This is a genomic window from Rothia nasimurium (genome assembly GCF_928381415.1).
GTDB classification, from domain to species: domain Bacteria; phylum Actinomycetota; class Actinomycetes; order Actinomycetales; family Micrococcaceae; genus Rothia; species Rothia nasimurium_H.
Genome location: NZ_CAKMSF010000001.1, coordinates 64,082 through 87,038 on the forward strand (window position 1 = coordinate 64,082; position 22,957 = coordinate 87,038).

Consider the following 22,957-nt stretch of genomic DNA (forward strand, 5'->3'; position numbering starts at 1 on the left):
CTCGCTTGTGCGAGCCTGGAATACAGGGATAGTTCGTAGGCTTCCCTTATTGATAAGTTTACGCACTAGCCCTAGAAAAGGGAACCCAGTAAGCTGAGAAAATTCTGATGACGAGCCCTGAACTAGCCAGAAGGGAAAGATAAGTCTAGATATCCCGATCTGCTGGGAAGCCCGCTACCATCGGCAGGAACTCGGGATCGGCATAACCGTGCTGGGCATAGGCCAGGGCCACCTGCTCGGCCGCCGACTCCACCAGGTGCAGCGGCAGCAGGGCCATCACAGCCCCACCAAAACCGCCACCCACGATACGGGCTCCCAAAGCGCCAGCTGCCAGGCAGGTATCAACCGCCACATCAATTTCGGGGCGGGAAACACGCAGCTCATCGCGCATCGACACGAAGCTCTCGGTAAAGAGCCTGCCCAGCTCATCCCAGTCAACCTGCCCACCGGCGTCCTTACGGCCCAGAAGATAGGCAGCCCGCTCCACCAGGGTCATATCGTGCAGGGTATGGCGCACCCAGCCACGCGGAAAGGTGCGAGGCTGACCGCTTTCCTCCAGGGCGCTTAAGGCGCGGTTGACGGTCTGGTCCACTAGATCCAGGCGGCACTGTTTAGCCTCGCGCTCACTCATACCGGCACAGGTAAGATCCTCAGGCAGGGCATTGCGCAGATAGTCCAGCCCCATCGCTTCGGTGACCGCCTCGTTCGCCTCGCGTCGGGCAGCAAACTCGCCCCCCGCCAGCTCGTGGGGAGTGTTGGTGTTGATGACCAGCCAGCCTAGGTCGGCGCTCGCCACATCAACGGTCAGCGGGTTGATGGAGAAATCGCGGAAGTCCACCACCAGGGCCTTGCCCTGTGCCGAACGTAGCGAAGCGGTCTGGTCAAGGCCGCCGGTGCGGGCCCCCGCCACCTCGTTCTCGGCGCGAATGCAGACCTGGGCCAGGCGGGCACGCAGGGCGTCGTTGGTGGGGGAGAGGTCAGAGGGTAGAGCCTCAGTGCAGTCGCACCCCTGGCGTAGGGGGCAGGAAAGATCCAGCAGGGCCAGTGCTGTGGAGCACTCCAGGGCGGCAGAGGACGACAGGCCCCCGCCCACCGGCACCTGGGAGGTAATCAGCAGGTCAGCCCCAAAATTATGGGGCAGGGCGATATCTTTGCCACCCTCCCGGTTCATGGCCCAGGCTACGCCCGCTACATAGGTGAACCAGCCCTTAAAGGTACCCGGGGTGATTTCGCGAATCACGACCGTTCGGTCGTCCCCCGGCATCTGCAAGGACGCCGCCCGCAGCACCCCGTCGGTGCGCAACCTACCCGCCACATAGGTGCGGTAGGGCAGGGGCATGGGCATGCAGGAGCCGCCAAGGAAGTCGATGTACTCACCCAGCAGATTGAGACGCCCGGGCGCTGACCACACCCCGTCGGGCTCCACCCCGTACTTTTCAACAAAAGCAGCGCGGGCTGCCTCAACTTCGGCGCGGTGGTCTGGCAGGGTAGCCCAGGCGGGCTCAACACGGAGGGTCACGGTCTTATCTTTTCGTTCTACGGGGCTTGGCTGAGTGGGGTTGGTTAGGCGGTGAAGCCCTTGATGATGGCGGTGAGGGCGGAGGTGTAGGACGCCGGTGGTTCAGTGGGCGGGGTGCCGCCGGTGAGTAGGGCCCGGGTCTGCTCCTGCTCGATGAGGCTCAGGCAGGTGTGCATGAAAATTTCGGCGGCCTGGGCTGGTTGCGGGGTGCCGGTGGCGGCTTCAAAGTCAGTTTCAAGGGTGTCGAGCAGGGTTAGCCTATCGGGGGTTAGCGTTGCGGGGTGAAGGGCCAGGGCTAGGCGGATGACTTCGGAACATTCCTTAACCGGAATAAGTTGACGGTAGGTGTTTTCCCCGGTGATGAGCAGGGTATCGGGGCTTGCTGGAGTGCTGGGCCTTTCTACCGTTGCCAGCATGCGGGAGGCCAGTGAGGCTAGAAGCTCCTGCTTATTCTTGACGTGATAGTAGAGCGCACCGGGGGCCACGCCCAGCTCGGTAGCCAGCCGACGCATCGAAAGGTCGGCTAAGCCAAACTGGCGCAGCACATCAAAAGCGGTGTCAAGAATCTTCTCACGGGATAAAGCCACCCCCTCATTGTGACCTACTTTCGCTCCCGACAACAGCTGGCAGTGGGCGCTGTTCCCTCGAAGAGGAGTAGATTTGAACCCATGACCCTCAACTTTTCAGATCTTGCCGCCCGCCTGCGCGCAGGCGAAACTGCCTCACCTGCCGACCTTTACGACGTACTGACCGCCAGCCCTGCCGCCACCTTCGCTCTCATGGACCTGGCTGCAGAACTACGCGCCACCCACTTCGGTTCAACCATTACCGCCACCAACCTGCTGGGGGCACCCGCGCGGCAGGTGGCGTCCTCCCTCGTAGAGGTTGCAGCCCCGCTCGATGCCGACGCCCTGGCTGCCAACCTGGCAGACCTGGCGGCTGACCCTGCTATTGAGCGCATTGACGTGGACTATGTGGGCAACCCGGCGCTCGCCCCCATGGAGGCCCTGCGCGTGCTAGCTGCTGCCCGTCTGGCCGCACCGGCCAAGAGTCTGCACCTGGGGGAGAGTCGCGAAATGACCCTGCGCTCCCTGCAACCTTTGGCGGTCGGTGCCCTGGATTCGCTGGTGCTGACCGTAGACCCCGCCCAGCCCCGCCTGATTTTCGAGGACCTCAAGCTCATCGTGGGTGCTGGCCTCACCATTGCCGATGCGGGCGACCGCGACCTGGTAGCTGAGTATGTAGAGCACCTGCGTGCTGCCGGGGTAGAGGACGCGGACGCCTACGCCCAGGTCGCGCTGGAGGGCGCGGCGTCCGGCGGCGGCTGCGGCGGCAACTGTGCCTGCGGCTCCGGAGGCTGTGGCGCCTAGCGCTTTCCGCAAGGGGACCGCAAAACTTGAAAGGGACCGCAAAACACGAGGTCCCTTTTAAGTTTTGCGGTCCCCTTGGTTGGTGGGGGCTATGTAGAGAAAAGTAATAATTTGAACACTGTTCAAAATCGGTGTTGACTGGTTCCATGATTGACTTCTCTGCCATCGCCGACCGCGCCCTGGCCGGTCAGCCCGCAAACCGCGATGAAGCGCTTGCCGCCCTGACCGCCAGCGACGCCGAAACCTTCGCCCTCGTCGACGCTGCCTCCCGCCTGCGCCGCCACTACTTCGGAAACGCCGTCAAAGTAAACTACCTGGTCAACCTCAAATCTGGCCTCTGCCCCGAAGACTGCACCTACTGCTCCCAGCGCCTTGGTTCCGAAGCTGAAGTGCTCAAATACTCCTGGATCAAAACCGACGAAGCCGTCAAGCAGGCCGGCTACGGCATCGCGGGTGGAGCCTCCCGTGTCTGCATGGTCGCTTCGGGTAAAGGGCCTACCGATCGCGACGTCGAGCGCGTTGCCACCATGGTCGAAGACCTCAAAGAAGAACACCCCCAGGTGGAAGTCTGCGCCTGCCTGGGCATTCTCAAGGAAGGCCAGGCCGACCGCCTCAAGCAGGCCGGGGTGGACGCCTACAACCACAACCTCAACACCAGCGAAGACCACTACGCCGATATCTGCACCACCCACACCTACGCCGACCGCCTCGCCACCGTCGACAAGGCCCAGAGCGCCGGGCTCTCGGCCTGCTCCGGCTTGATCGTGGGCATGAAGGAAACCGATGAGCAGCTGGTCGATGCGATTTTTGCCCTGCGTGACCTGGGCGGCGACTCCATCCCCGTCAACTTCCTCATGCCCTTTGAGGGCACTCCGCTGGCTGGCACCTGGGAGCTTACCCCCATGCGCTGCCTGCGTATTCTCGCTACCGTGCGCCTGGTAGCCCCTGATAAGGAGCTCCGCATGGCGGGCGGACGCGAGATGCACCTGCGCACCCTGCAACCCCTAGCCCTGCACGTGGTCAACTCCCTCTTCCTGGGCGACTATCTCACCTCAACCGGCCAGTCAGCCCTCGACGACCTGAAAATGATTCGGGACGGCGGGTTCGTGGTGCTCGGCGCCGAAGACCGCGACCTGGTCGCCGAACACGAAGACTACCTGCGCGCCCACGGCGTAGACCTCGCCCAGGAAACTGCTGTTGCGCCCGCGCCCTGCGGGGCGTCCGGTGGCTGCGGTGGGTGCAGCTCCGGGGCCTGCGGGACCCACCCATCCGCGGGGGAGGCGGACGCCGGCGTCCGCCCCGCTGGTGGGCAGCGGGCTCCCGAGGTCCTGGTACCCGAGATCCGCCGCCGCGGAGTAGGGACGGACGTCGCCCCCAATTTCTAGCCCCGAGGAAAGGGCATCTCAAAACCACATATGAGGCACAGGGTCCCCCTAGATTGAGGTACTAGAGTTAAAGGCTGGTACATCAGGTCGGTGACGAAGGAGTGGGCGTGGAAGTCCTCATTGTGATTGTGGTGCTGCTGCTGGCAACGGTGGTGCTGGTGAGCGTGGGAGACAGGTTAAACCTGCCCTGGCCCGTGCTGCTGACGCTGGTAACTGCCGTGGTCATTGTGATTCCGCAGATGCCCAGCCTGCACATTGAGCCCGAGATTATTCTGCCCATCTTCCTGCCGCCCCTGCTGTGGGCTATTGGCCAGCGCGTCTCGTGGGGTATGCTGCGCAGAAGCTGGCGCAGCGTCCTGATTTACTCCATTGCCCTGACCGCTGTCTCTGCCCTGGTGGTGGGGTGGGCTACCTGGATGATTGTGCCCGGCATCAGCATCGCCCTGGCACTGGCTATCGGTGCGGCCGTCGCCCCGCCAGACCCCGTGGCGGTAGAAGCTGTGGCTGAGCCGGTAGGCATTCCCCGCCGCGTCATCTCCAATCTGCAGACCGAGGGTATCTTCAACGACGCCGTATCTCTGGTGCTCTTTCAAATCGCCCTCGCTGCCCTGACCGCTGGTACCGACCCCCAGCCCCTCTCTGCCCTCGGCAGCTTCGCCTATAGCGCTCTCGTTGCTGTGGCTCTGGGGCTAGCCCTGGGCTGGGGCGGTAGCCTGCTGCGCCGCAACCTTTCCGACACCGTGGCCCGAAGTGCGATAACCCTGGTCATTCCCTTCGGTGTTTACATTATCGCCGAGGAGCTGCATGCCTCGGGTGTGGTAGCCGTGGTGATTGCGGCAATTCAGATGGCCAGCTACAGTGCCGATCTCACCGCCGAAGAGCGCCTGGCTAACACCGCCTTCTGGAACGTGCTTGAAATGCTGGCGACCGGCCTAGCCTTTGGTCTCATCGGCCTGCAGGCGGGCGAACTGCTCTACAGTGCAGACCGCAATGTGCTGACCATGGTGTGGCACGGCGTGCTGATTTCCGCGGTGGCGATTGGCACCCGCCTGGCCTGGCTGACCGGCATGTGGCTGTGGGGCCGCTGGCGGGGCTCCCGCCGCACCACCCCGCGCTCTTTTGCTGAGGTGCTGGTGATGACTTGGGCCGGTATGCGCGGTCTGGTCACCCTCGCCCTGGCGCTGAGCCTACCCGAGATGGCCGACGGCCTGCGCACCGAGGCTGTCTTTATCGTGCTGACCGTCCTCTTCTTCACCATGGTCTTCCCCGGTCTGACCCTGCCCTGGCTGGTGCGTGCGCTGGGTGTGAGCGCCACGGCTGAAAAGGACGACCACGAGGAACAGGAGCTCTTGCAGATCGCCCAGAGGGCTATGTGGAAATCTATGTATCAAACCGTTGCTGAGAGCGGGGATTTGCAGTCCTTCGAGCAGCTCAAGCACGTGGTCACCAGCATGATGGACCGTATCGAGGAGGGTCAGAAGACCGGTGACTTCCAGGAGCGCTGGGCTGAACGCCAGCGTCAGCGCGAGTTCATGAACCTGGTGCGGCAGAAATCGGTGCTGGCCGCCCAGGCTGCGGTGCTCAATGTGCGCAACAAGTACGACTATGAAGTAGTGAGTAACGTGCTCTACCAGATTGACGTGCAGGTGCAGGCCCAGGACGCCATGGACCAGGGCTCCGGGGCACTCACCATGTCACTGCCTAAGTCCTTCATCAACGGCGAGCACAAGTTGGATCGCGAGAAGGCAGAGCAGCTCTTTAAGACCACTGAGATGCGCATTATCTCGGCCCAAAAGGAGCTAGATGATGAGGCCCTGCGGGTGGCGACCCGTCAGCTGCCTGTCGTTGAGGGTGCGGACGCCCGTGAGCGGGAGTGATTCCGGGCACCGGCTAGGTGATACTCAAGAAATTTGCAGAATCATCACCTACTATGGGTAAGTGCTTATTCCGCTGTAGGCCTATAGGGCCTCTGGCTTAATGCCCTGGTGATGGAGGGCAAAAAGAAGGGCGCAACACTCGGCAGTATATTCTCAATAAAGAATATAAATTTTTCTTACAGAATCAGGATCAATGGACACCAAAGACCTCTCCCCGGCATACTTCACCTCCCTGGCAGCCCTTTTTGCAGGCGCTTTAATGGTGGGTGCGAGTTCCACCTGGGTTTCGGTGCTGGGCTGGGTCGTACTGCTGGCGGGTCTGGGCCTGAACATCTTTGCCACCCTGGTGATGGTGCAGCGCCTCAAGGGTGGGCCCCTGCCCGCTATGATTACCGGTGCGGACACAGATGCCCAGGTAGAGTATGAGGAAGAAGAGGCGTCCGTCGACACCTACCTCTATGAGCCCGAGGCCATTACCGAGTCCCAGCCCCTGGTAGCTGCCGCAACGCCCACTGCTAGTGCCGGTGATGTCGCTAGCGATGATCGTATCTTCCGCTCCCGCACCCCGCGCCCGCACGTCCGCTAGAACCACAGAAGAGGCCCCCATGGATACCCGTTTTCTTCTTTCCCCCGCCTATCTGGTGTCGGTTGCTGCCCTAATTGTTGGTGCAATCCTCAGCGGCACAGCCCTGATGGTCATTGGCTGGATCATCTTCATTATTGGCCTGGCCCTCAACGCCCTGGCCCTGGTGGTACTGGCTAACCGTGAACAGCTGTATAAGGCACAGCGGGTCGGGGTCATTCCGAAGGGCCAGAAGCCAGGCTCGGGCAACCAGCAGTAAAATCTAAAAATTTTTTTCTCTGCCTAGCGGCAGAAACAAGATGAGGGGCGGACGCTTACAAGCGTCCGCCCCTCTGTGTATCTTCTAGGCTCTTACCCGCTGCCGCTCGGGGTAGGCAACCTTACCAAGTACACCGCGGGAAAAGTGGGCTAGAGCCCGAGCTACGTCGGGGTCTAGCCCCTCAAAGACCGTGCGCTGGACTTCGCGGGTGTAGACCGGGGTGGCTTCTCTGAAGACCTGCCGCCCCTGCTGGGTGATGAGCACTCCCTTACCCCGTTTATCGCTGGGAATAGAGACCTTAGTAACCCAGCCGTTTTTCTCTAATACGTCAACCTGATAGGTCAGGCGTGATGCCGAGACATTGGTAGCGCGGGCAAGGTCGCGCATACGCACCACGGGGTGTGCATCGGTGGAATCTGTCTGTGGTGAATCTATGATTGCTGCCAGAATCCTGTAGTCTGCCAGTTTGATTTTCACCTCTTCTTTGAGGCACCTATCGAGGTGCAGGTTGAGGGTCTCTAAAGTGTTGGTGTAAATCTTCCATAGATTTTCCTGTTCTTGGGTGAAGCGAGCCGGTGTGGGGGCTGTTCCCATAGAACCTCCTCTCCTCTCTACCGGGTGGGCAGGTGTGGTTCAGGAGACTTTCTCAGAAAATCTCTATCTGGTGCCAGCCTAACGCGCAGTGTCACCTGTATGGAATATATGTGGGAAATATTAAGACGGGTTAACGGGTCTGTGGGCCTTCACCAGCTAGGACTCCCTTTTGATTGCGCGGCAAAGAGGGTGATGATTTAGACATCTTAAAGAACAGGCGGGAGGGCATATACCCTCCCGCCTATGCGGTGTGCTTATGACGAGGCCTAGGATCCCGGCATATTCCTTTTAAGTAATTCCTCGAAAGGGGTCACGGTTAAAGCCTCTAAGCCCGGTGCCTTGTAGGCTGGCGCAGGCGCCTTCCCGCCCCGCTCTTCCTCAAGAATCCCGAAGAAGGAGCCGGCGTTGGCGTCCTGAACTGCCTGCTGCTTGGCCTCGTCTGCCCCGCTTTCGCGGGTCTGCTGGGACGCCTGCTGGGCTACCTGCCCGGCAGGAGCTGCCGACCCGAGCGTCCAGAGCACCAGCTGGGCAAACTCGGTAGCTGCCTTGGCGACGCGCGGAGCCAGGTTTGCGTCGGTGCCGAAGTCGTCGGTTGCGGCAAAGACGCCCGAGGGGGCTACGGTTGCTTTGAGGTAGCTAAAGAGCGGACGCATGGCCGTCTCCAGCATGAGGGAGTGGCGGGCGGTGCCGCCGGTGGCGGCAATCAGCACGGGCTTACCCGCCAGGGAGCCGTCCTCGACGAGGTCCCAGAAGCTCTTGAAAAGCCCCGAGTAGCTGGCCTTGAAGACCGGGGTGACTGCGATAATCGCATCAGCATCGCGCACCTGATCCAGGGCGGTAGCCAGTGCCCCCAGGGGGAAGCCGGTGAGGTAGTGGTTAGTGATGTCCTTGGCTAAAGAGCGCAGGGAGATGTGAGTGAAGTTTGCCTCAACTCCGGCTTGGCTCAGGGCTTGCCCGGTTGCCTCGCTCAGGTTCTCACCCAGCAGGGCGGTGGTGGATGGCTCGCCCAAACCCGCTGTGACAATAACAATTGACGGGGTGTTCACGATTCTTCCTCTCTACTTGCCCTGCTCAGCCAGGTGGGCTGCGTAGCGGGGGTGGACGGGGGCCTCGGGCACGCCGGCGGGACGCAGCTTGGCGAACTCTTCGCGCAGGACGGGCACAACCTGCTCACCCAGCATGTCGATCTGGTTCAGAACCTCCTTGAGGGGCAGGCCTGCGTGGTCTACCAGGAAGAGCTGACGCTGGTAGTCACCAGCGTAGTCGCGGAAGGAGAGGGTCTTCTCAATGACCTGCTGGGGGGAGCCCACAGTCAGCGGGGTCTGGTCGGCAAAATCTTCTAGGGAGGGCCCGCCTCCATAGACGGGAGCATTGTCGAAGTAGGGGCGGAACTTGGTGACAGCGTCCTGGGAGTTTTTGCTCATGAAGACCTGCCCGCCCAGGCCCACAATGGCCTGCTCGGCGCTGCCGTGGCCGTAGTGTTCGTAGCGCTCGCGGTAGAGGTTGATCATCTGCTGGGTGTGCTCCTTGTTCCAGAAGATGTTGTTGTGGAAGAAGCCGTCACCGTAGTAGGCTGCCTGCTCGGCGATCTCGGGGGTGCGAATCGAGCCGTGCCAGACGAAGGGGGCGGTGCCGTCCAGGGGCTGCGGGGTTGCGGTGAAGGAGTTGAGCGGGGTGCGGAAGTTGCCCTGCCAGTTGACCACCTGTTCGCTCCAGAGCTTACGCAGCAGGGCGTAGTTTTCGATGGCCAGGTTGACTCCCTGGCGGATGTCTTTGCCGAACCAGGGGTAGACGGGGCCGGTGTTGCCGCGGCCCAGCATGAGGTCCATGCGGCCGTCGGTCAGGTGCTGCAGGGTGCCGTAGTCTTCGGCGATGCGCACGGGGTCGGTGGTGGTAATCAGGGTGGTGGAGGTCGACAGCAGGATGTTCTTGGTCTGGGCTGCGATGTAGGCCAGGGTGGTGGTCGGTGAGGACGCGATGAAGGGCGGGTTGTGGTGCTGGCCGACGGCAAAGACGTCGAGGCCCACTTCGTCTGCCTTCTTGGCAATTTCAACGATGGCCTTTTGGCGCTCGTATTCGCTGGGGGTCTTGCCGGTGGTGGGGTCCATGGTGACGTCGCCGACGGAGAAGATACCGAACTGCATGGTGGTGACCTTTCGAGGTGGTGTTGTTGTTTTGATGTTTTTAATCTACCCTTAAAAACTTTCCTTGTAAAGTATTTATGTTGGTACACGTGTTGGAGTGGGGAGATCTTCTGTTTAAGTCGTTTTGACTTGCGCTGAATGCAAAAGAGAGTAGTGTGAAGGGTGTAAGAGATACATTAATGAATTATCTGAAAGGTTTTCGACATGGCAACCATCTCAACCGCCCAGCAACTTACCGATGCCCTCTCAGCTGGCACAAGCGTCCTTGAAATCTCCGGCCGCATCACAGGCATGCCCTCCCTCAAACTCCCCGAAGGGGTTACCCTGCGCGGCACCACTGACGACGCCGAACTGGTCTTCGGCGCCAAGGGCCTACAGCTCACCGCCAACAACACCGTCTCCCACCTCAAAATCTCAACCTCAGTTCAGGAACTCGCTATCTTCAACTCCGACGATGTTGAAGACTTCGGCACCCTGCGCCTCGAAGATGTCCGCACCGTGGGGCAGGTCTTCCTCACCGCCGCTGGTGCTAACCGAGCAGGCCGCTTTGAAGCTGACGGTGTTCATGTACTAGCCGCTGATGTGCGCGGACGTACCCTGCGCCCCCACGGCTACGGAGTTGATGCCCTGCAAGGTGGCTTCACCGCCTGGAACCTGCAGAAAGATGATTCCGTAGTCATCACCGCAGAACTACTGAATATCTCTGCTGGAACCGAAGACACCCCCGTCCGCGGCTCCGGCGTATTCGTTGGCGGTCAGGGCACTGAAGATGGCACACCGGCAGGTGGCACCCTCACTATCTCGAAGCTCACTACCGGCGACATCTACACCGACGGTGGTATTGCTCCGGGTACCCCTGACCTCATCTCGGGCGGCGTATTCCTCATCTACGGCGGTATCGCCGACAAGGTCATCAACCTGGGCTCCACCACCACCTACGGGCAAAACGATATGGTGCTCGATAACTGGGGTAAGGCCACCGAATGGATCTCTGAAGGCCGCGTCACCTCTCATGGACCCTCTGGCATTGGCTTCGTCAACTTCGGCGGTATCGACACCCTCGACATCCGCCAGCCCATTCTCACCACTGGCAAGGGCGCTCGCGGTTTCAACCTCTACGACGGCTACCTTAAGAAGGCTATCTTTGACTCCATTGCCACTACCGGTGACGGCTCCATCGGTATTCAGGTCTCCAAGCCGCTTCCGTCGCTGACCGTTAAGCGCGACCTCACCACCGTCGGAGGTGAGGGACTGAGCCTGGTACGGGGTGTGCAGGTCACCCTGCAGGCTATTGCCCTATCCATCAAGGACGGGGGCGAGCTCGACTCCATCGAGGTTGGCGGCGAAATCTCCACCAGTGGCGATAATGTACCTGCCATTGAATCAGCCGGCTCGGTCAAGGCGTTTGCTGCCACCGCCGTCCGCGCAACAGGATCCGGGGCGGACGCCGTCCGCTACCGTGCTGGATCCCTGCCTCTAGACGGCCTTTCCCTCTACGCCCGCGACGGTCAAACTGCCACCGAAATCTAAAGCAGCCCTCACCGCTAGGAGGTTCCGTACTGGTCCCGGGCCAGGCGGGCGATATGGATCGTCAGATAAGTCAGCTCATCATCGGTCAGGTTCTGCTCCAGATGCATCTCAAGCACCAGCTTCACCTTCACCGCCGCAGCAAAGGCGCGGGGGTGGGCGTCCTTCAAACTTTCAAGGAGCAGGGGGACGCTCGTGCCCGCGTCCGCAGTCTGGGCGGCACCCGCGCGCACAAAGAGATAGCGTAGGTGCGTCACGAAACGGGCAGCGCTCATGAGCGAGCGATCCACCGGGCCGCCAAAGCCAGCCCCAATCACCTCAAAAATTTGAGAGAGCACCTCAGTCATGCGGTAGGTGCCGCCCATATCCTCAGAGGCAAACTGCGAATTAACCAGGTGCATAGCTAGTGGAATTGCCTCAATCTCGGGCAGCTCAACACCCAAGCGCTCCTTGACCAGCTCCAGGGCGCGGCGCCCAAACCGCACCTCCTGCGGGTACAGCTGAGACACCTCAAGAGCCAGGGGGTAATCCACCGCCAGCCCCTCCCTGGCCCGCACCACCGCATAGCTGATATGGTCAGCCACCGGCACGATAAAGGAATGAGAAATCGTAATGCCCTCGGCCTTGACCAAGAACTCAAGCTCGGTTGCCAGGCCCAGAATCTCCGATGGAATCTTAGCCAGCGACCCAGCCAGGGTCTCATCAGGGGTGCCATGTTCCGGCACAAAAGTCTGCTCAATCAGGGTGGGATCAACCATATCGCCCTTGCGCTTACCGAAAGCCAAGCCCCGGCCAATAACCACCATCTGCTCGCCCGTGTAGGCCTGGGCCAGGGCCACATTGTTGTTATAAATACGTGAAATGCGCAACGTGACCCCCTTTCAGCTCAGACATGCAAACGTGCGAATATCCTTACCAGTCTACCGACCCGCGGTCCTTTACGGCCCCTAGGCGCCCGCGCCGTTCCCAACAAAGGGGAGTAAACTGAACCCTTCCGTACATATAAAGAATTACCTCCATACTTATGAACTCAGCACCAGCCCCCGCACGACCTCTCACCAGTATCGTGGTCACAGCTCTCATGCTGTTCTCCATGTTCTTCGGTGCAGGCAACCTCATCTTCCCCGCCATGCTCGGGGCAGAAGCCGGCGAGAACTTCACCCCCGCCATTACCGGCTTCCTGGTCACCGGCGTCCTAATGCCTATTCTGGCAGTCGTGGCGCTCGCCGTCACCGGCCGCGACCTGCAAGACCTGGCCTCTCGCGGCGGCAGAATCTTCGCTCTGATCTTCCCGCCCCTGGTCTACCTTTCCATCGGTGCCCTCTACGCCCTGCCACGTACTGCCACCGTCAGCTACGCCATGGCTGTGGACCCCTATATGTCGGCGGACGGCATGGTGCCCACCCTCATCTTCTCTGCCGTCTTCTTTGGTGTCTCCTACCTGCTGGCTATGAACCCCACCGGTATCGTCGACACCCTGGGCAAGTACCTGACCCCCGCCCTGGTGATCCTGCTGGGTGTGCTGGTCGTGATGAGCTTTATTACCCTGCGCACTCCCTCGGCTGCACCGACTGAAGACTACGCCACGGGTGCTTTTGCCACCGGCTTCGTCAACGGCTACATGACCATGGATTCCCTGGCAGCTCTTGCCTTCGGCATCATCGTGATTGCCTCCCTGCGTGAAAAAGGGGTGACCGGACGCAGCGAGATGCTCCGCAGCGTCGCCTTGGCCGGCGGTATTGCCGGCGTGTTGCTGGGTGCGGTCTACCTGGGGCTGGGCTATATTGGCGAGCATATCGCGGACGGCCAGGGATACAAGGACGGCGCAGCCCTGCTCACCGACGCCGCAGCCCAGACCATGGGCGGCCCCGGTGCCGTCGTATTCGGCCTCATTGTGCTGCTAGCCTGCCTGACCACCTCGGTGGGTCTCATCGGCGCAACCAGCTCCTTCTTCAACAAGCTGGTCCCCTCGGTCTCCTACCGCACCTGGGCTATCATCTTCACCCTGATTGCCTTCGTGCTGGCGTCCTTCGGCCTTGAAGGGCTGATGAGTTTCGCTATCCCCATCATCACCACCCTCTACCCGCCGGCCCTGACTCTGGTCGTCCTCACCCTCCTTGAGGCCGCCCTGCGCGCCCCCTGGATGAACCTCACCCACCGCTTCGCCCTGCTGGTCTCGGTGATTTGGGCCCTGCTCATGACCCTCAACTCCCAGGGGCTTGGCTCAAACGTCATCGAGCCCCTTATCAGCTGGGCCCCCGCCCACGCCTACGACCTGGGCTGGTTCGTTCCCACCCTGATTGCCGCCCTGATGGGTGCGGCTATCGACCTGGTGCAGCACCGCCGCGCGTCCGCCCGCTAAGCCGGGCGCCGAACCGGCCCCTTAGGAGGGCAAAAAGAAAGGGTCTTGCTCCCGCATCTGCGGGGCAAGACCCTTTGCTGTAGAGAGGCTCGCGCTGAGGGGAACCACAACCATCAACGCGAGCCCGTCTAACGAGTTGCGATGTGGTTCATTCAACTCAAACTTAGAAAGCCTCTAGGCAACCCGTCATAAAGTTTCTTCAAAAATAAACAATTGACAGCCTGCTCAAAACTCTACCCGATGAAGTCCAGGAAATAAACCCGCGGTGCTCATAATGGCAGGTCTTTGTGAAACATTACATCTCTGTGTCATTCATGCGACACAAAACAGCCTCCCACTTGCTTCTATAAGGACCCCCGCTTCCAGTTTGCTCCCGCTCACACTCGCATAAGAATCGCCTGTGAAAACAGCCCCAAAGCCCCCAAATAGCGGTTAAGGTACCCCTAAACTTCCGCGGTTGGCTACCCTTAGAAGTATGAGCAGCACAGCAACCGATATCGCCAAGAACCTTCCGGCCCTTGAACACCCCGACGGGTCGCCGATTCGCGCCCTCGTGGTAGACGATGAGCGCATGCTCGAAGAGCTGGTCAGTGTGGCACTCAAAATGATTGGCTGGGAGGTTAAACCAGCGGGTGAGGGCCCCGCAGCCCTGGCTATCGCTCGCGACTGGCGCCCCGACGTCCTCGTGCTCGACATCATGATGCCCGGCTTCGACGGTGTTGAGCTGCTCTCCCGCATCCGCAAGCTCTACCCCGAGGTGCCCTGCCTCTTCCTCACCGCCAAAGACTCCGTGGACGACCGCATCGTCGGCCTGGCAGCCGGCGCCGACGACTACGTCACCAAGCCCTTCTCCATGGAAGAGGTCATCATCCGCCTGCACCGCCTGGTGCAGCGCTCCGGCGTAGCAGCAGCTAACGACGCTGAACTCGTAGTCGGCGACCTGGTGCTCAACCAGGACACCCGCGAAGTTACCCGCGGCGGCGAAGAAATCCAGCTCACCGCAACCCAATTCGATCTGCTGCGCTACCTCATGGAAAACGCTAAGCGCGTGGTCTCTAAGGCCCAGATTCTCGATAATGTCTGGAACTACGACTTCGGCGGCCAGGCCAACATTGTGGAACTCTACATCTCCTACCTGCGCAAAAAGATTGATGCGGGCCGTGAGCCCATGATTCATACCGTGCGCGGCGCAGGCTACGTCATTAAACCCGCCAACCAGTAGGGCCCATGGCAGCACCTTCACAGTCTGCGGGCAGTCCTGCGCCCGCTTCGGGGCAGGAGCAGGCCCAGGACGCAGTCCCCACCGGGCTGCGCACCGCCCCCCACCTGCGCACCAAGCTCATCGCCATTCTGGTGACCATGCTGGGTATCGCCTGCCTGATTATTGGCGTTTCAAGCTACATCGCCCTCTCTAGCTCCCTCATGGACCGGGCCTACGGGCAGCTCGACGAAGCTGCCCACCGAGCGGTTTCTTTCAAACCCGGCGGTCCCGCCGGGCAGGGTGGTAGTGCTGAGGTAGACGGCTGCCAGCAGTTCAACGGCCGCACCACCCTCGACGCCCCCGGCCAAGGGCCCGGTACTCTGAGCCTGTGCACCGCCAACGGCCAGACCGTGGTGGCTGGTCTACTTGACTCGGTTGGCTCCACCCAGACCCTCAGTGACACCGACCAGCAGACCCTGCTGGCGCTCTCCACCTCTGACGGAACCGTTGAAGTAGACCTTGAGGTGGGCGAATACCTGGTTGTCATGCAGGATAACCCGGTCAGCGAGGGCGTCATCGTCACCGGCGTACCCCTGGCAGAAACCCACCGCACCCTGGCTGTGCTGGTAGCTGTGATCGCTGCAGGCTCGGTTGCCGTGATGATCGGTGCCGGTGTGCTGGGCTCCTGGATTATCCGCCGCACCATGCAACCCCTTGAGCGGGTCTCGCAGGTCGCAGCGGGCGTCGCCCACATGGACCTGGCCCTCGAAACCCTGCCCGAGGCAACCCGCGTGCAACCCGCGGACGCCCACCCCGGCGACGAGGTAGGAGCGGTTGGGTATGCCCTCAACCAGCTCCTAGACAACGTGCAGTCGGCTCTTGAGGCGCGCTCGCGCACCGAGGAGCAGATGCGGGTGTTCGTTGCGGACGCCTCCCACGAGTTACGCACCCCTCTGGCGGCTATCAGGGGGTACGCCGATATGATTCGCTGGACAGAAACCCTCACCGACCAGGGCAAGACCTCGCTAGAGCGCGTGAACTCGCAAACTGAGCGCATGTCGCGCCTGGTGGAAGACCTGCTTCTGCTGGCCCGCCTGGATGAGGGGGCGTGAACCCGAGATGACCCAGGTGGATCTGACCGAACTGCTGGTAGAAAACGTCATGGACCTGCAGGTGGCAGCTCCCTCCCATATCTGGCAGCTCAATCTGCCTGAGGATGTGGTGGAGGTGCGCGGTGATCGTTCCCAGCTACAGCAGGTGCTGCTGAACCTGCTGTCTAATGCCCGCAAGCACACGGATGAGGGCACCACAGTGACTGCCTCCCTGTCGATTTCTGCCAGCGGACGTGAGGCTATTATGAGCGTGAGTGATAACGGCCCCGGCATTGACCCAGAGTTCAAGGGCAAGATTTTTGACCGCTTCACGCGGGCGGACGTTGCCCGTTCCGGCTCCGACGGCACAACGGGTCTGGGGTTGCCCATCGCTAAAGCCATAGTGGAGGCTCATGGCGGGTCGATCGATGTGGTCTCTCGCCCCGGCCGTACCGAGTTCACGGTGCGTCTACCTTTAGCGTCGGCGTAGGCTGGGAGAGTGACTCCTACCTTTCGTACTACCTGGCTTGTCTTTGTGGGTGGAGGGGCCGGTGCTCTCGTGCGGGCTCTGCTCCTAGCTGCCTTTCCCGTCTCTGGATTACCCGTGCCTGTGACGGTGCTACTGGTGAACTGGGCTGGTGCTTTTCTGCTGGCTTTCTTGACTGGGCACCTGCTTGCTACCGCCCCCGGTGGGGTTCTTTCGGCTGGTTCTGAGCAGCTCCGTGTGCTGGTGGGTACCGGCTTTTTGGGTGGTTTTACCACCTATTCCACCTTTGCCCTGGCGCTAGCCCAGCTCACCTTGGTGGGGTACTGGTGGACGGCTGCTGGGTATGCCCTGCTCTCGCTGGTCGGTGGTTACCTGCTGGCCTGGGCCGGTTGGCAGCTCGGGGGCAGATGGGGGAGGCGCGGACGCCCGCCCCACGCTGGTCGGTCAGCTCGTGGAGCGGGGGAGTAGGGCATGGTCTATCTTTTGGTCTTTATTGCCGGTGGCGCAGGCGCCGCCCTGCGCCTGTGGGTTGATGCCTGGGTTAAGGCGCTTGCATCAAAGCTCTGGCAAGTATCTATGCCGTTAGGTACATTCTTTATTAATGTCACGGGGTCTTTTCTTTTGGGCTGCCTCACCGGCCTTCTTGCTGCCCATATTGAGCCTATTCCCGGTGCGGAAACTTTTGTAATTACAGAAAACCTCACCCTCATTCTGGGGGTGGGCTTCTTAGGTGGCTACACCACCTTCTCCACCGCCCTGCTCGAAACCCTACGAGCCCCCGGTAAGCTGGCCACCGTCGTCCTTGCCCTCGGCCAACTATTTGCCGCAACCGCTGCCGCCGCGGCCGGGCTGGCCCTGACCGCCCTCATCTAGTCTCTCGTTATTCTTCTCTGTTATGACCCAGCTAAACCCGGTACACTCAATCACTCAGATTCTTGTTGATATATAAGGCTATGCGGTACTACTTCTACTTCTCGATTCCCGTGCTCCAGCAGGCGCTTTCCCTCTGGGCCCTGCTCATGGTGTTTATCGTGCCCGCCCTCTGGTGGTTTGGCCGCCACCTGCCCACCCGCAGGCTCCTGCGCCGCATAGCTGCCACGGGCGTCCTGGTGCTCTACGCTACCGGGGTCATCGCCTACACCTTCCTACCCCTGCCCGATAACGACGTCTTTGTCTGCCCCGACGGCTGGGGCAGCACCTACCCCCGCTTTTCTTTGGGCTGGAGCATAGAGTTTGCCATTGTCGCCAACGACAGCTTGCTCGGCGCCCTTTTTTCGATCTACGTGCTACAGATGCTGCTGAACGTACTGCTCTTCGTGCCCTTTGGCCTGCTGGCCCGCTGGCGCTGGGGGGCTAGCTTTCGCACCGTGCTCTTTGCTGCCTTTGGAACCTCGCTCGCGATTGAGCTGACCCAGCTGACCGGTATCTGGGGTTACTACGACTGCGCTATCCGAACCTTTGACGCCGAAGACATCTTCAACAACACCCTGGGGGCCGTACTGGGCTGGGGTGCCCTCGCCTCCTGGCAGCACCGCCATACCCTGCCGGGGCAGCTGCGCCGCCTCTTCGGGCGCTAGTGGGGCGGGTGCGTCCGCCTCTTTGCCCCGCGCGGACGCCCGCCCCGCCCATAGCCGTCTTAGCTGGTGGGCGGGGCTGGTGGGTGCTTGGTCACAGCATTCGGGAAAGAGGGCGATAAACCGCTTAAGTGTTAGGGCACTTTTACCCCTAAGCCTTGCCGGGTAAAACCCAATCATTCACACTTAAAGCCAAGTGAAGCAAACTATGGGCTGAAGGATCCGGCACCTGCCTGGGCGTACTAGCCCCCGACACTTGCGGAGAAACACGTGAACACCATCAGCCCCTACCTCGCTGAATTCCTGGGCACCATGATTATGGTGACCATCGGCTGCGGGGTCATCGCCACCGTCGAACTGCGCCGCTCCAAGGGCCACGGCGACAACTTCTTCACCATCGCCTTCGGCTGGGGCTTTGCCGTTGCCTTCGGTGTCTACGCCTCCCACGCCTACTCAGGTGGGCACCTCAACCCTGCTGTTTCCATCGGCCTAGCCGCCTACGGGGAGTTCGACTGGGCCATGGTGCCCGGCTACATCATCGCCCAGGTCGCCGGTGCCATGGTGGGCGCGGGCTTCGTCTTCCTCAACTACCTGCCCCACTGGAAGGCAACCGCCGACCGCAAGATCAAGCTCGGTGTTTTTGCCACTGTGCCGGCCATTCACAACTACTTCACCAACGCCCTGTCTGAGATTATCGGTACCTTCCTGCTGGTCTTCTCAGCCCTCTACGTGGGAGTTAACTTCACCCCCGTACTCGAAGGTTCAGCCCTGGCCCTCAACCTGAACCACGTGCTCAAGCCCCTGGCTTTTGGCTTCCTGGTCACTGTGCTGGTGATTGGTTTGGGTGGTCAGACCGGCTTTGCCCTCAACCCGGCCCGCGACTTCGGCCCCCGCCTCATGCACGCCCTGCTACCTATTCACGGTAAGGGTAGCTCCCGCTGGTACTACGCCTGGGTGCCGGTGTGCGCCCCCATCGCAGGCGGCATGATGGGTGGGTCCTTCTTCAAGCTCTACTACGACGGCCAGTTCTCTATCTTCCAGGTGGTCGGCGTCGTGCTGGCCCTGGCTGTGCTCGGGTTTGGCCTGTGGGCTAATAAGCACATGTACCGGTCTAAGTCGGCTGAGGTGCTGCCCCAGAGTGAGGACACCGAGGCTACCGCCGCGTCCGCCGCCGCCACCTACGTGCCCACCGGCAAAATCCCGGTCGTGCAGAAGAGGGCCTTCTGGGAGTAACCCACTCGGTGCTGTGCAGACTTCTTGGGCTGTGTGCAGGGTTTTCTCTGCACACAGCCCAAAAAGTCTGCACCGACCCTATCTAGGCGCGGTCTTGCAGCTCACTCCAGGGCTGGGTGCGGCTCACCAGATGGAGTTTGACGGTGTAGCCCGCACCCAGTTCGCTGGTGAGGGTCTCGCGCAGTCTCTCACCCAGCTGCCGCCAGGCCCGGGTTGTGGGGTTGGTGGGGTCTTCCGGGCCCATTTCCAGGTCTTCCCAGAGGCTCGCCCAATTGCCCAGTAACTGCCGGGTGGACGGGGCCAGCTCAAGATCCTCGGCCAGACCTTTACCATCGGCGTACCAGAGGGGGAAGAACTCTCCCCAGTCATTGGCAAGGGCCAGGTGCACGGTCTCTGAATGCGGCCCGATACGCCACTGGGTCACCGGGGGTAGGCCGGGCTCTTCGTAGAGATCCCTGTGAATCGCCCGCACCAGAGGTTCTAGGGAAGAGGCGGCGCGGACGTCCGCTACCTCGTACTTGCCCCCGGTAAAGGGGAGGTTTTCCTGGGCCCCTACCAGCGGGGAGCCGTAGACAATATCCCAGTTGCCGCTGCGCTGAACATAAAGGGTCATGCTGTTGAGCCAACTCAGCTTCAGCACCCAGCAATCGGTATCGGTGCTGGCCGCACGACGCAAGGTGGCGGGCCGGTAGCCCTGTTGTGCCTGGGAGTAGTCCCTGTAGAACCCTTTGGGCCACAGGCTCTCAGGCCGTGCCCCGCTGGCGGTTGCTGCCAGACCCCGCACATTGTCACAGGAGGGGCGGACGGGCACGAACCCCCACCAGCGCAGCGGAGAGGCGGGCAGGGCTAGGGTTAGATCGACCTCGGATACCGCCTGGGTGGCAGAGGTGAGATAGGGCAGGTTGCTACAGCGGGTCACTACCCCGGGCGTGAGCCGGGGCCAGGTCGCCGGGTAGGGCTGGTTGCCCAGTTCTCGGTCAATCAGGGCTCGGACGCCCCGGCAAAAGCCAGCGAGAAGCTCCAGCTCCTCGGTGAGTTCATCACCCGTAACGGCAGGTTGAAAGGTGTCCGGGCTGGTTTCGGTCAGAACGGGTAGCCCCTCCCCACCGAGTAGGGGAGCCGACGAGGCGGTAATCTGCCAGGTGCCGGCGTCCGCGCACTCTCCGTGCCCAGCGTAATAGAGGGCGCTGACCTGCACCCCCGCCGCGGTGTCGGGGCGGTAGGTGACGGTAATCTTTCCCCTCCCGGGAGGCTGGGGCAGGTGCTGTTCCACCTCTCCCTGAAGATAGACCAGAAGGGAGGGTTCACCCGCCCGCTCAAGGCTGACGGGAACCGTCAGAATACCGGCCAGGGCCGGGTGTAGGCCCGGCGCCGACGGGTAGGGGATAAAGTGATGTGAAGCACTCATAGGGCCCAGTTTAGATACCCGGCCCTATTTCTGGCTAGCCCTTATAGATAATCTCGAAGTCATCCCCTAAAACTGCCCGCAGGTTCTCTACCAGGGCCTTACCTTGGTTCTTCCACTCCAGTTCTTCCTGGTGGCGCTCCTGCTGGGTGAGGGGACGGGGAGGAATCTCACCCATCTCTTCAGCTGCCCGGGTCACCCACGCCTGTGACCAAGCCGCAAGCTCTTCCACCAGGTCAGACGGAACCTGGGGTAAATCTTCCGGGTCATAAGGGTAGGGGTACTCTCCGGCTTGCTCTAGCTCACTGGGAGCACCCCACAGGGGGAAATCAATTCCCCATTCCGGAAAAACCCGAATACGCCGACGGGGTCGCGCACCTGCGTCCTGGGGTGTCATCGTATTCTCCTGTTCCTGGCTAGCCCACTCCAGCACCTTGAGCATGAAGCGGTCGCAGGTCTCAATCTGGCTCAGCTCAATCCACTCATTGGGGGTGTGGGCCTGGGCGATATCGCCGGGGCCGCACACCACCGCCTGCACCCCGCCGTAGAGGGCGAACTGGCCAGCCTCAGTACCGTAGGTAACCTTCTGGGCCTCCACAGAACCGGGGCGCCCCGCCCACTCGTTAGCCAGGGCAATAATCTCAGCACCGTCAGCGGTTCCCAGGGCAGGGACGGCAGCCAGCAGCTCATGGGTAATACCCACGGCGTCAACAAACTCGCCGGGTGCAGCGCCAGCTAGGGCCTCAGCGTCCGCCGCCCGCGCCTTGAGGGCAGGCAGCAGGTCGTCGGCAATCTTCGCCTCAACCAGGGCAATCACCTCGCTGGTCGTCATCTGGGGAACCGTGCGGAAGTCATACTCCAGCACCACGTGCTCACCCACAATGTTGTACTGAATACCACCGCGGGCAAAGTTCACCCCGCCGGTGGAATAGGGCACCACAAACCCCTCATCAAAGGGACCCTCAGCCCGCCAGGTACCGGCCAGCTGCTCAAAGAAAGTAATAAACTCCGCCGCCTGCGCCAGGGCGTTAACCCCGTGCGGGCCCAAGGATGCATGCTTGGCAATACCCTTGAAAGTCACCCGGCCGCGGTGGGCACCCTTATGGGCAGAAATTACCTGCATCATGGACGGTTCACCAATCACCGCAAAATCAGGGTTAATACCGCGGGCCTTAAAATCTCTGACCATGGCAGGCGCACCCACACAGCCAATTTCCTCATCGTAGGAAAAAGCGAAATGAACGGGCTTCACCAGCTCTGCTTCACGCAACTGGGGCAGCAGCCACATAGCTGACCCAATAAAAGACTTCATATCGGAGGCCCCGCGCCCGTAAAGCTTGCCGTCCTTCACCAGGGGAGTGAAAGGGTCGGTGACCGTCCAAGCCTGGCCCTTAACCGGCACCACGTCCGTATGCCCCGACAGCACCACGCCGCCGTCCGTACCACCGTCAGCGGCGGGCACGGTCACAAACAGGTTGGCGCGCTCGCCATCCTCGCTGTAGGTGTAGTGCGGGGTCAGGCCGTGAGCCTCAAACTCAGCCGCCAGCAGGTCGAGCACGGGGCGGTTGCTGGTCTGGCTGATGGACTGGGCTGCGATGAGCTTTTCAATCCAGGGAAGAGATGCAGGGAGTGTCATAGCACCAGTCTAAAACCCTGGGCCCGCCGGGGCGCTAGATTACAGGGCGGAGTGGTCGCCCAGGCCGTGGAAGCGGCGGGCGTGGTAAACGGTGGGGGCGGCGTTGGCGTCGTGGCGGATGAAGTCGGTGACCTCGGCGGTAAAGACCACGGCGGGGCCAGCATCGAGGGTACCCAGGGGGCGGACGCGCAGCACCCGGCTTACCCCGTGCAGTAGGGGTTCGCCGGTGGGTAGACGATCCCAGGTGGAGGTATCACCGAACTTATCGGCCTTGCTGATGGAGAAGAGCTTGGCAATCTCGATGTTGTCGGCACCGATCAGGTGAATCAGGAAGGAATCAGCGTTGATGATGCGGGCAGCGGAGCCGGTGCGGTCCTTGAAAGAGAAAGAGACAATGGGGGGCTCAGCAGAAACCGATGACAGAGATGAAATAGTCAGGCCACCCGGCAGGCCGTCGGAACCTTCAGCGGTAATGATGGCAACGCCCGCCGCCTGCGCGCCGAAAGCCTCGCAGAACAGTTCAGTGGCGGTCTTTTCGCTGATATTTACCTGGGTGGTCATGATCGGTTTCCTTTGTGCGGCTGCTTGGGGACTACAGCGCTGGGAGCGCTTGGTCTTCAGCCTAGGACTTCGGGTGCGCCAAACCCTAGCCTTTCTCACATATTGCCCCTATGAGTAGAACTGTGACACTGTTACGTGCGCGGGCTGTA

The 22,957-nt window shown here is 61.4% G+C and carries 23 protein-coding genes; 14 read left to right on the forward strand and 9 right to left on the reverse strand.

Annotation, left to right across the window (positions count from 1 at the left end):
• Nucleotides 1-145 precede the first annotated feature (145 nt).
• Together L7A20_RS00360 and L7A20_RS11950 are read right to left on the reverse strand one after the other, a co-directional pair.
• Nucleotides 146-1,519, reverse strand: coding sequence for a galactokinase (locus tag L7A20_RS00360; RefSeq protein ID WP_237221992.1), 1,374 nt, complete (start codon nucleotides 1,517-1,519; stop codon nucleotides 146-148).
• 44 nt (nucleotides 1,520-1,563) lie between these two features.
• Nucleotides 1,564-2,106 (reverse strand): TetR/AcrR family transcriptional regulator, encoded by a 543-nt coding sequence (locus L7A20_RS11950; protein WP_272879194.1) that lies wholly within the window; start codon nucleotides 2,104-2,106, stop codon nucleotides 1,564-1,566.
• Nucleotides 2,107-2,187: 81 nt separating this feature from the next.
• On the opposite strand from L7A20_RS11950, the gene L7A20_RS00370 reads away from it, so the two are divergent.
• The 5 genes from L7A20_RS00370 to L7A20_RS00390 all read left to right on the forward strand — a co-directional run bounded on the left by L7A20_RS00370 (nucleotide 2,188) and on the right by L7A20_RS00390 (nucleotide 6,993).
• Nucleotides 2,188-2,889, forward strand: a complete 702-nt coding sequence (locus tag L7A20_RS00370; RefSeq protein WP_237221993.1) for a hypothetical protein — start codon at nucleotides 2,188-2,190, stop codon at nucleotides 2,887-2,889.
• A 146-nt stretch (nucleotides 2,890-3,035) separates the two neighbouring features.
• A complete protein-coding gene (bioB, locus tag L7A20_RS00375; protein WP_237221994.1) occupies nucleotides 3,036-4,274 on the forward strand; it encodes a biotin synthase BioB in 1,239 nt (412 codons plus the stop codon).
• A 107-nt stretch (nucleotides 4,275-4,381) separates the two neighbouring features.
• A complete protein-coding gene (locus L7A20_RS00380; protein WP_237221995.1) occupies nucleotides 4,382-6,151 on the forward strand; it encodes a cation:proton antiporter in 1,770 nt (589 codons plus the stop codon).
• 193 nt (nucleotides 6,152-6,344) lie between these two features.
• Nucleotides 6,345-6,737, forward strand: coding sequence for a hypothetical protein (locus L7A20_RS00385; RefSeq protein ID WP_237195998.1), 393 nt, complete (start codon nucleotides 6,345-6,347; stop codon nucleotides 6,735-6,737).
• A 19-nt stretch (nucleotides 6,738-6,756) separates the two neighbouring features.
• A complete protein-coding gene (locus L7A20_RS00390) occupies nucleotides 6,757-6,993 on the forward strand; it encodes a hypothetical protein (RefSeq protein ID WP_237198239.1) in 237 nt (78 codons plus the stop codon).
• Between the two features lie 84 nt (nucleotides 6,994-7,077).
• Here the strand turns inward: L7A20_RS00390 and L7A20_RS00395 are convergent, their stop codons facing one another.
• From L7A20_RS00395 to L7A20_RS00405, 3 genes are all read right to left on the reverse strand, one after another.
• On the reverse strand, nucleotides 7,078-7,587 hold the full coding sequence (locus L7A20_RS00395; protein ID WP_237221996.1) for a MarR family winged helix-turn-helix transcriptional regulator: 510 nt from the start codon (nucleotides 7,585-7,587) through the stop codon (nucleotides 7,078-7,080).
• Between the two features lie 266 nt (nucleotides 7,588-7,853).
• Nucleotides 7,854-8,633: a CE1759 family FMN reductase gene (locus L7A20_RS00400; protein ID WP_237221997.1), complete on the reverse strand. Its 780-nt coding sequence runs from the start codon at nucleotides 8,631-8,633 to the stop codon at nucleotides 7,854-7,856.
• A 12-nt stretch (nucleotides 8,634-8,645) separates the two neighbouring features.
• Nucleotides 8,646-9,731, reverse strand: coding sequence for an LLM class flavin-dependent oxidoreductase (locus L7A20_RS00405; protein ID WP_237221998.1), 1,086 nt, complete (start codon nucleotides 9,729-9,731; stop codon nucleotides 8,646-8,648).
• Nucleotides 9,732-9,935: 204 nt separating this feature from the next.
• Between L7A20_RS00405 and L7A20_RS00410 the strand changes: the two genes are divergently transcribed.
• Nucleotides 9,936-11,261: a hypothetical protein gene (locus tag L7A20_RS00410; protein ID WP_237221999.1), complete on the forward strand. Its 1,326-nt coding sequence runs from the start codon at nucleotides 9,936-9,938 to the stop codon at nucleotides 11,259-11,261.
• Nucleotides 11,262-11,275: 14 nt separating this feature from the next.
• On the opposite strand, the gene L7A20_RS00415 is transcribed toward L7A20_RS00410, so the two are convergent.
• Nucleotides 11,276-12,127: a PRD domain-containing protein gene (locus L7A20_RS00415; protein ID WP_237222000.1), complete on the reverse strand. Its 852-nt coding sequence runs from the start codon at nucleotides 12,125-12,127 to the stop codon at nucleotides 11,276-11,278.
• 155 nt (nucleotides 12,128-12,282) lie between these two features.
• On the opposite strand from L7A20_RS00415, the gene brnQ reads away from it, so the two are divergent.
• The 8 genes from brnQ (at nucleotide 12,283) to L7A20_RS00450 (ending at nucleotide 19,206) form a co-directional block, all read left to right on the forward strand.
• Nucleotides 12,283-13,620 carry a branched-chain amino acid transport system II carrier protein gene (gene brnQ / locus L7A20_RS00420; protein WP_237222001.1) on the forward strand — a complete coding sequence of 446 codons (1,338 nt, stop codon included), beginning with the start codon at nucleotides 12,283-12,285 and terminating at the stop codon, nucleotides 13,618-13,620.
• 475 nt (nucleotides 13,621-14,095) lie between these two features.
• Nucleotides 14,096-14,842 (forward strand): response regulator transcription factor, encoded by a 747-nt coding sequence (locus L7A20_RS00425; protein ID WP_237222002.1) that lies wholly within the window; start codon nucleotides 14,096-14,098, stop codon nucleotides 14,840-14,842.
• 5 nt (nucleotides 14,843-14,847) lie between these two features.
• On the forward strand, nucleotides 14,848-15,933 hold the full coding sequence (locus L7A20_RS12025) for a histidine kinase dimerization/phospho-acceptor domain-containing protein (RefSeq protein ID WP_336603558.1): 1,086 nt from the start codon (nucleotides 14,848-14,850) through the stop codon (nucleotides 15,931-15,933).
• A gap of 7 nt (nucleotides 15,934-15,940) precedes the next feature.
• Nucleotides 15,941-16,402 carry an ATP-binding protein gene (locus tag L7A20_RS12030; protein ID WP_336603559.1) on the forward strand — a complete coding sequence of 154 codons (462 nt, stop codon included), beginning with the start codon at nucleotides 15,941-15,943 and terminating at the stop codon, nucleotides 16,400-16,402.
• Between the two features lie 9 nt (nucleotides 16,403-16,411).
• Complete coding sequence (locus tag L7A20_RS00435; protein ID WP_237222003.1) at nucleotides 16,412-16,867, forward strand: fluoride efflux transporter FluC; 456 nt, start codon at nucleotides 16,412-16,414, stop codon at nucleotides 16,865-16,867.
• 3 nt (nucleotides 16,868-16,870) lie between these two features.
• Complete coding sequence (locus L7A20_RS00440; protein ID WP_237222004.1) at nucleotides 16,871-17,272, forward strand: fluoride efflux transporter FluC; 402 nt, start codon at nucleotides 16,871-16,873, stop codon at nucleotides 17,270-17,272.
• Between the two features lie 80 nt (nucleotides 17,273-17,352).
• The gene (locus tag L7A20_RS00445; RefSeq protein WP_237222005.1) at nucleotides 17,353-17,976 is read left to right on the forward strand and encodes a VanZ family protein; all 624 of its coding nucleotides are present in this window, start codon (nucleotides 17,353-17,355) and stop codon (nucleotides 17,974-17,976) included.
• Nucleotides 17,977-18,243: 267 nt separating this feature from the next.
• A complete protein-coding gene (locus L7A20_RS00450; protein WP_272878704.1) occupies nucleotides 18,244-19,206 on the forward strand; it encodes an MIP/aquaporin family protein in 963 nt (320 codons plus the stop codon).
• 82 nt (nucleotides 19,207-19,288) lie between these two features.
• Here L7A20_RS00450 and L7A20_RS00455 read toward each other — a convergent pair whose 3' ends face one another.
• From L7A20_RS00455 to L7A20_RS00465, 3 genes are read right to left on the reverse strand one after another with little or no spacing between them, the layout of a single operon-like run.
• Nucleotides 19,289-20,614, reverse strand: a complete 1,326-nt coding sequence (locus L7A20_RS00455) for a hypothetical protein (protein WP_237222006.1) — start codon at nucleotides 20,612-20,614, stop codon at nucleotides 19,289-19,291.
• Nucleotides 20,615-20,648: 34 nt separating this feature from the next.
• Nucleotides 20,649-22,247 carry an acetylornithine deacetylase gene (locus tag L7A20_RS00460; protein WP_237222007.1) on the reverse strand — a complete coding sequence of 533 codons (1,599 nt, stop codon included), beginning with the start codon at nucleotides 22,245-22,247 and terminating at the stop codon, nucleotides 20,649-20,651.
• A gap of 39 nt (nucleotides 22,248-22,286) precedes the next feature.
• A complete protein-coding gene (locus tag L7A20_RS00465) occupies nucleotides 22,287-22,808 on the reverse strand; it encodes a flavin reductase family protein (RefSeq protein WP_237222008.1) in 522 nt (173 codons plus the stop codon).
• Nucleotides 22,809-22,957: the final 149 nt, after the last annotated feature.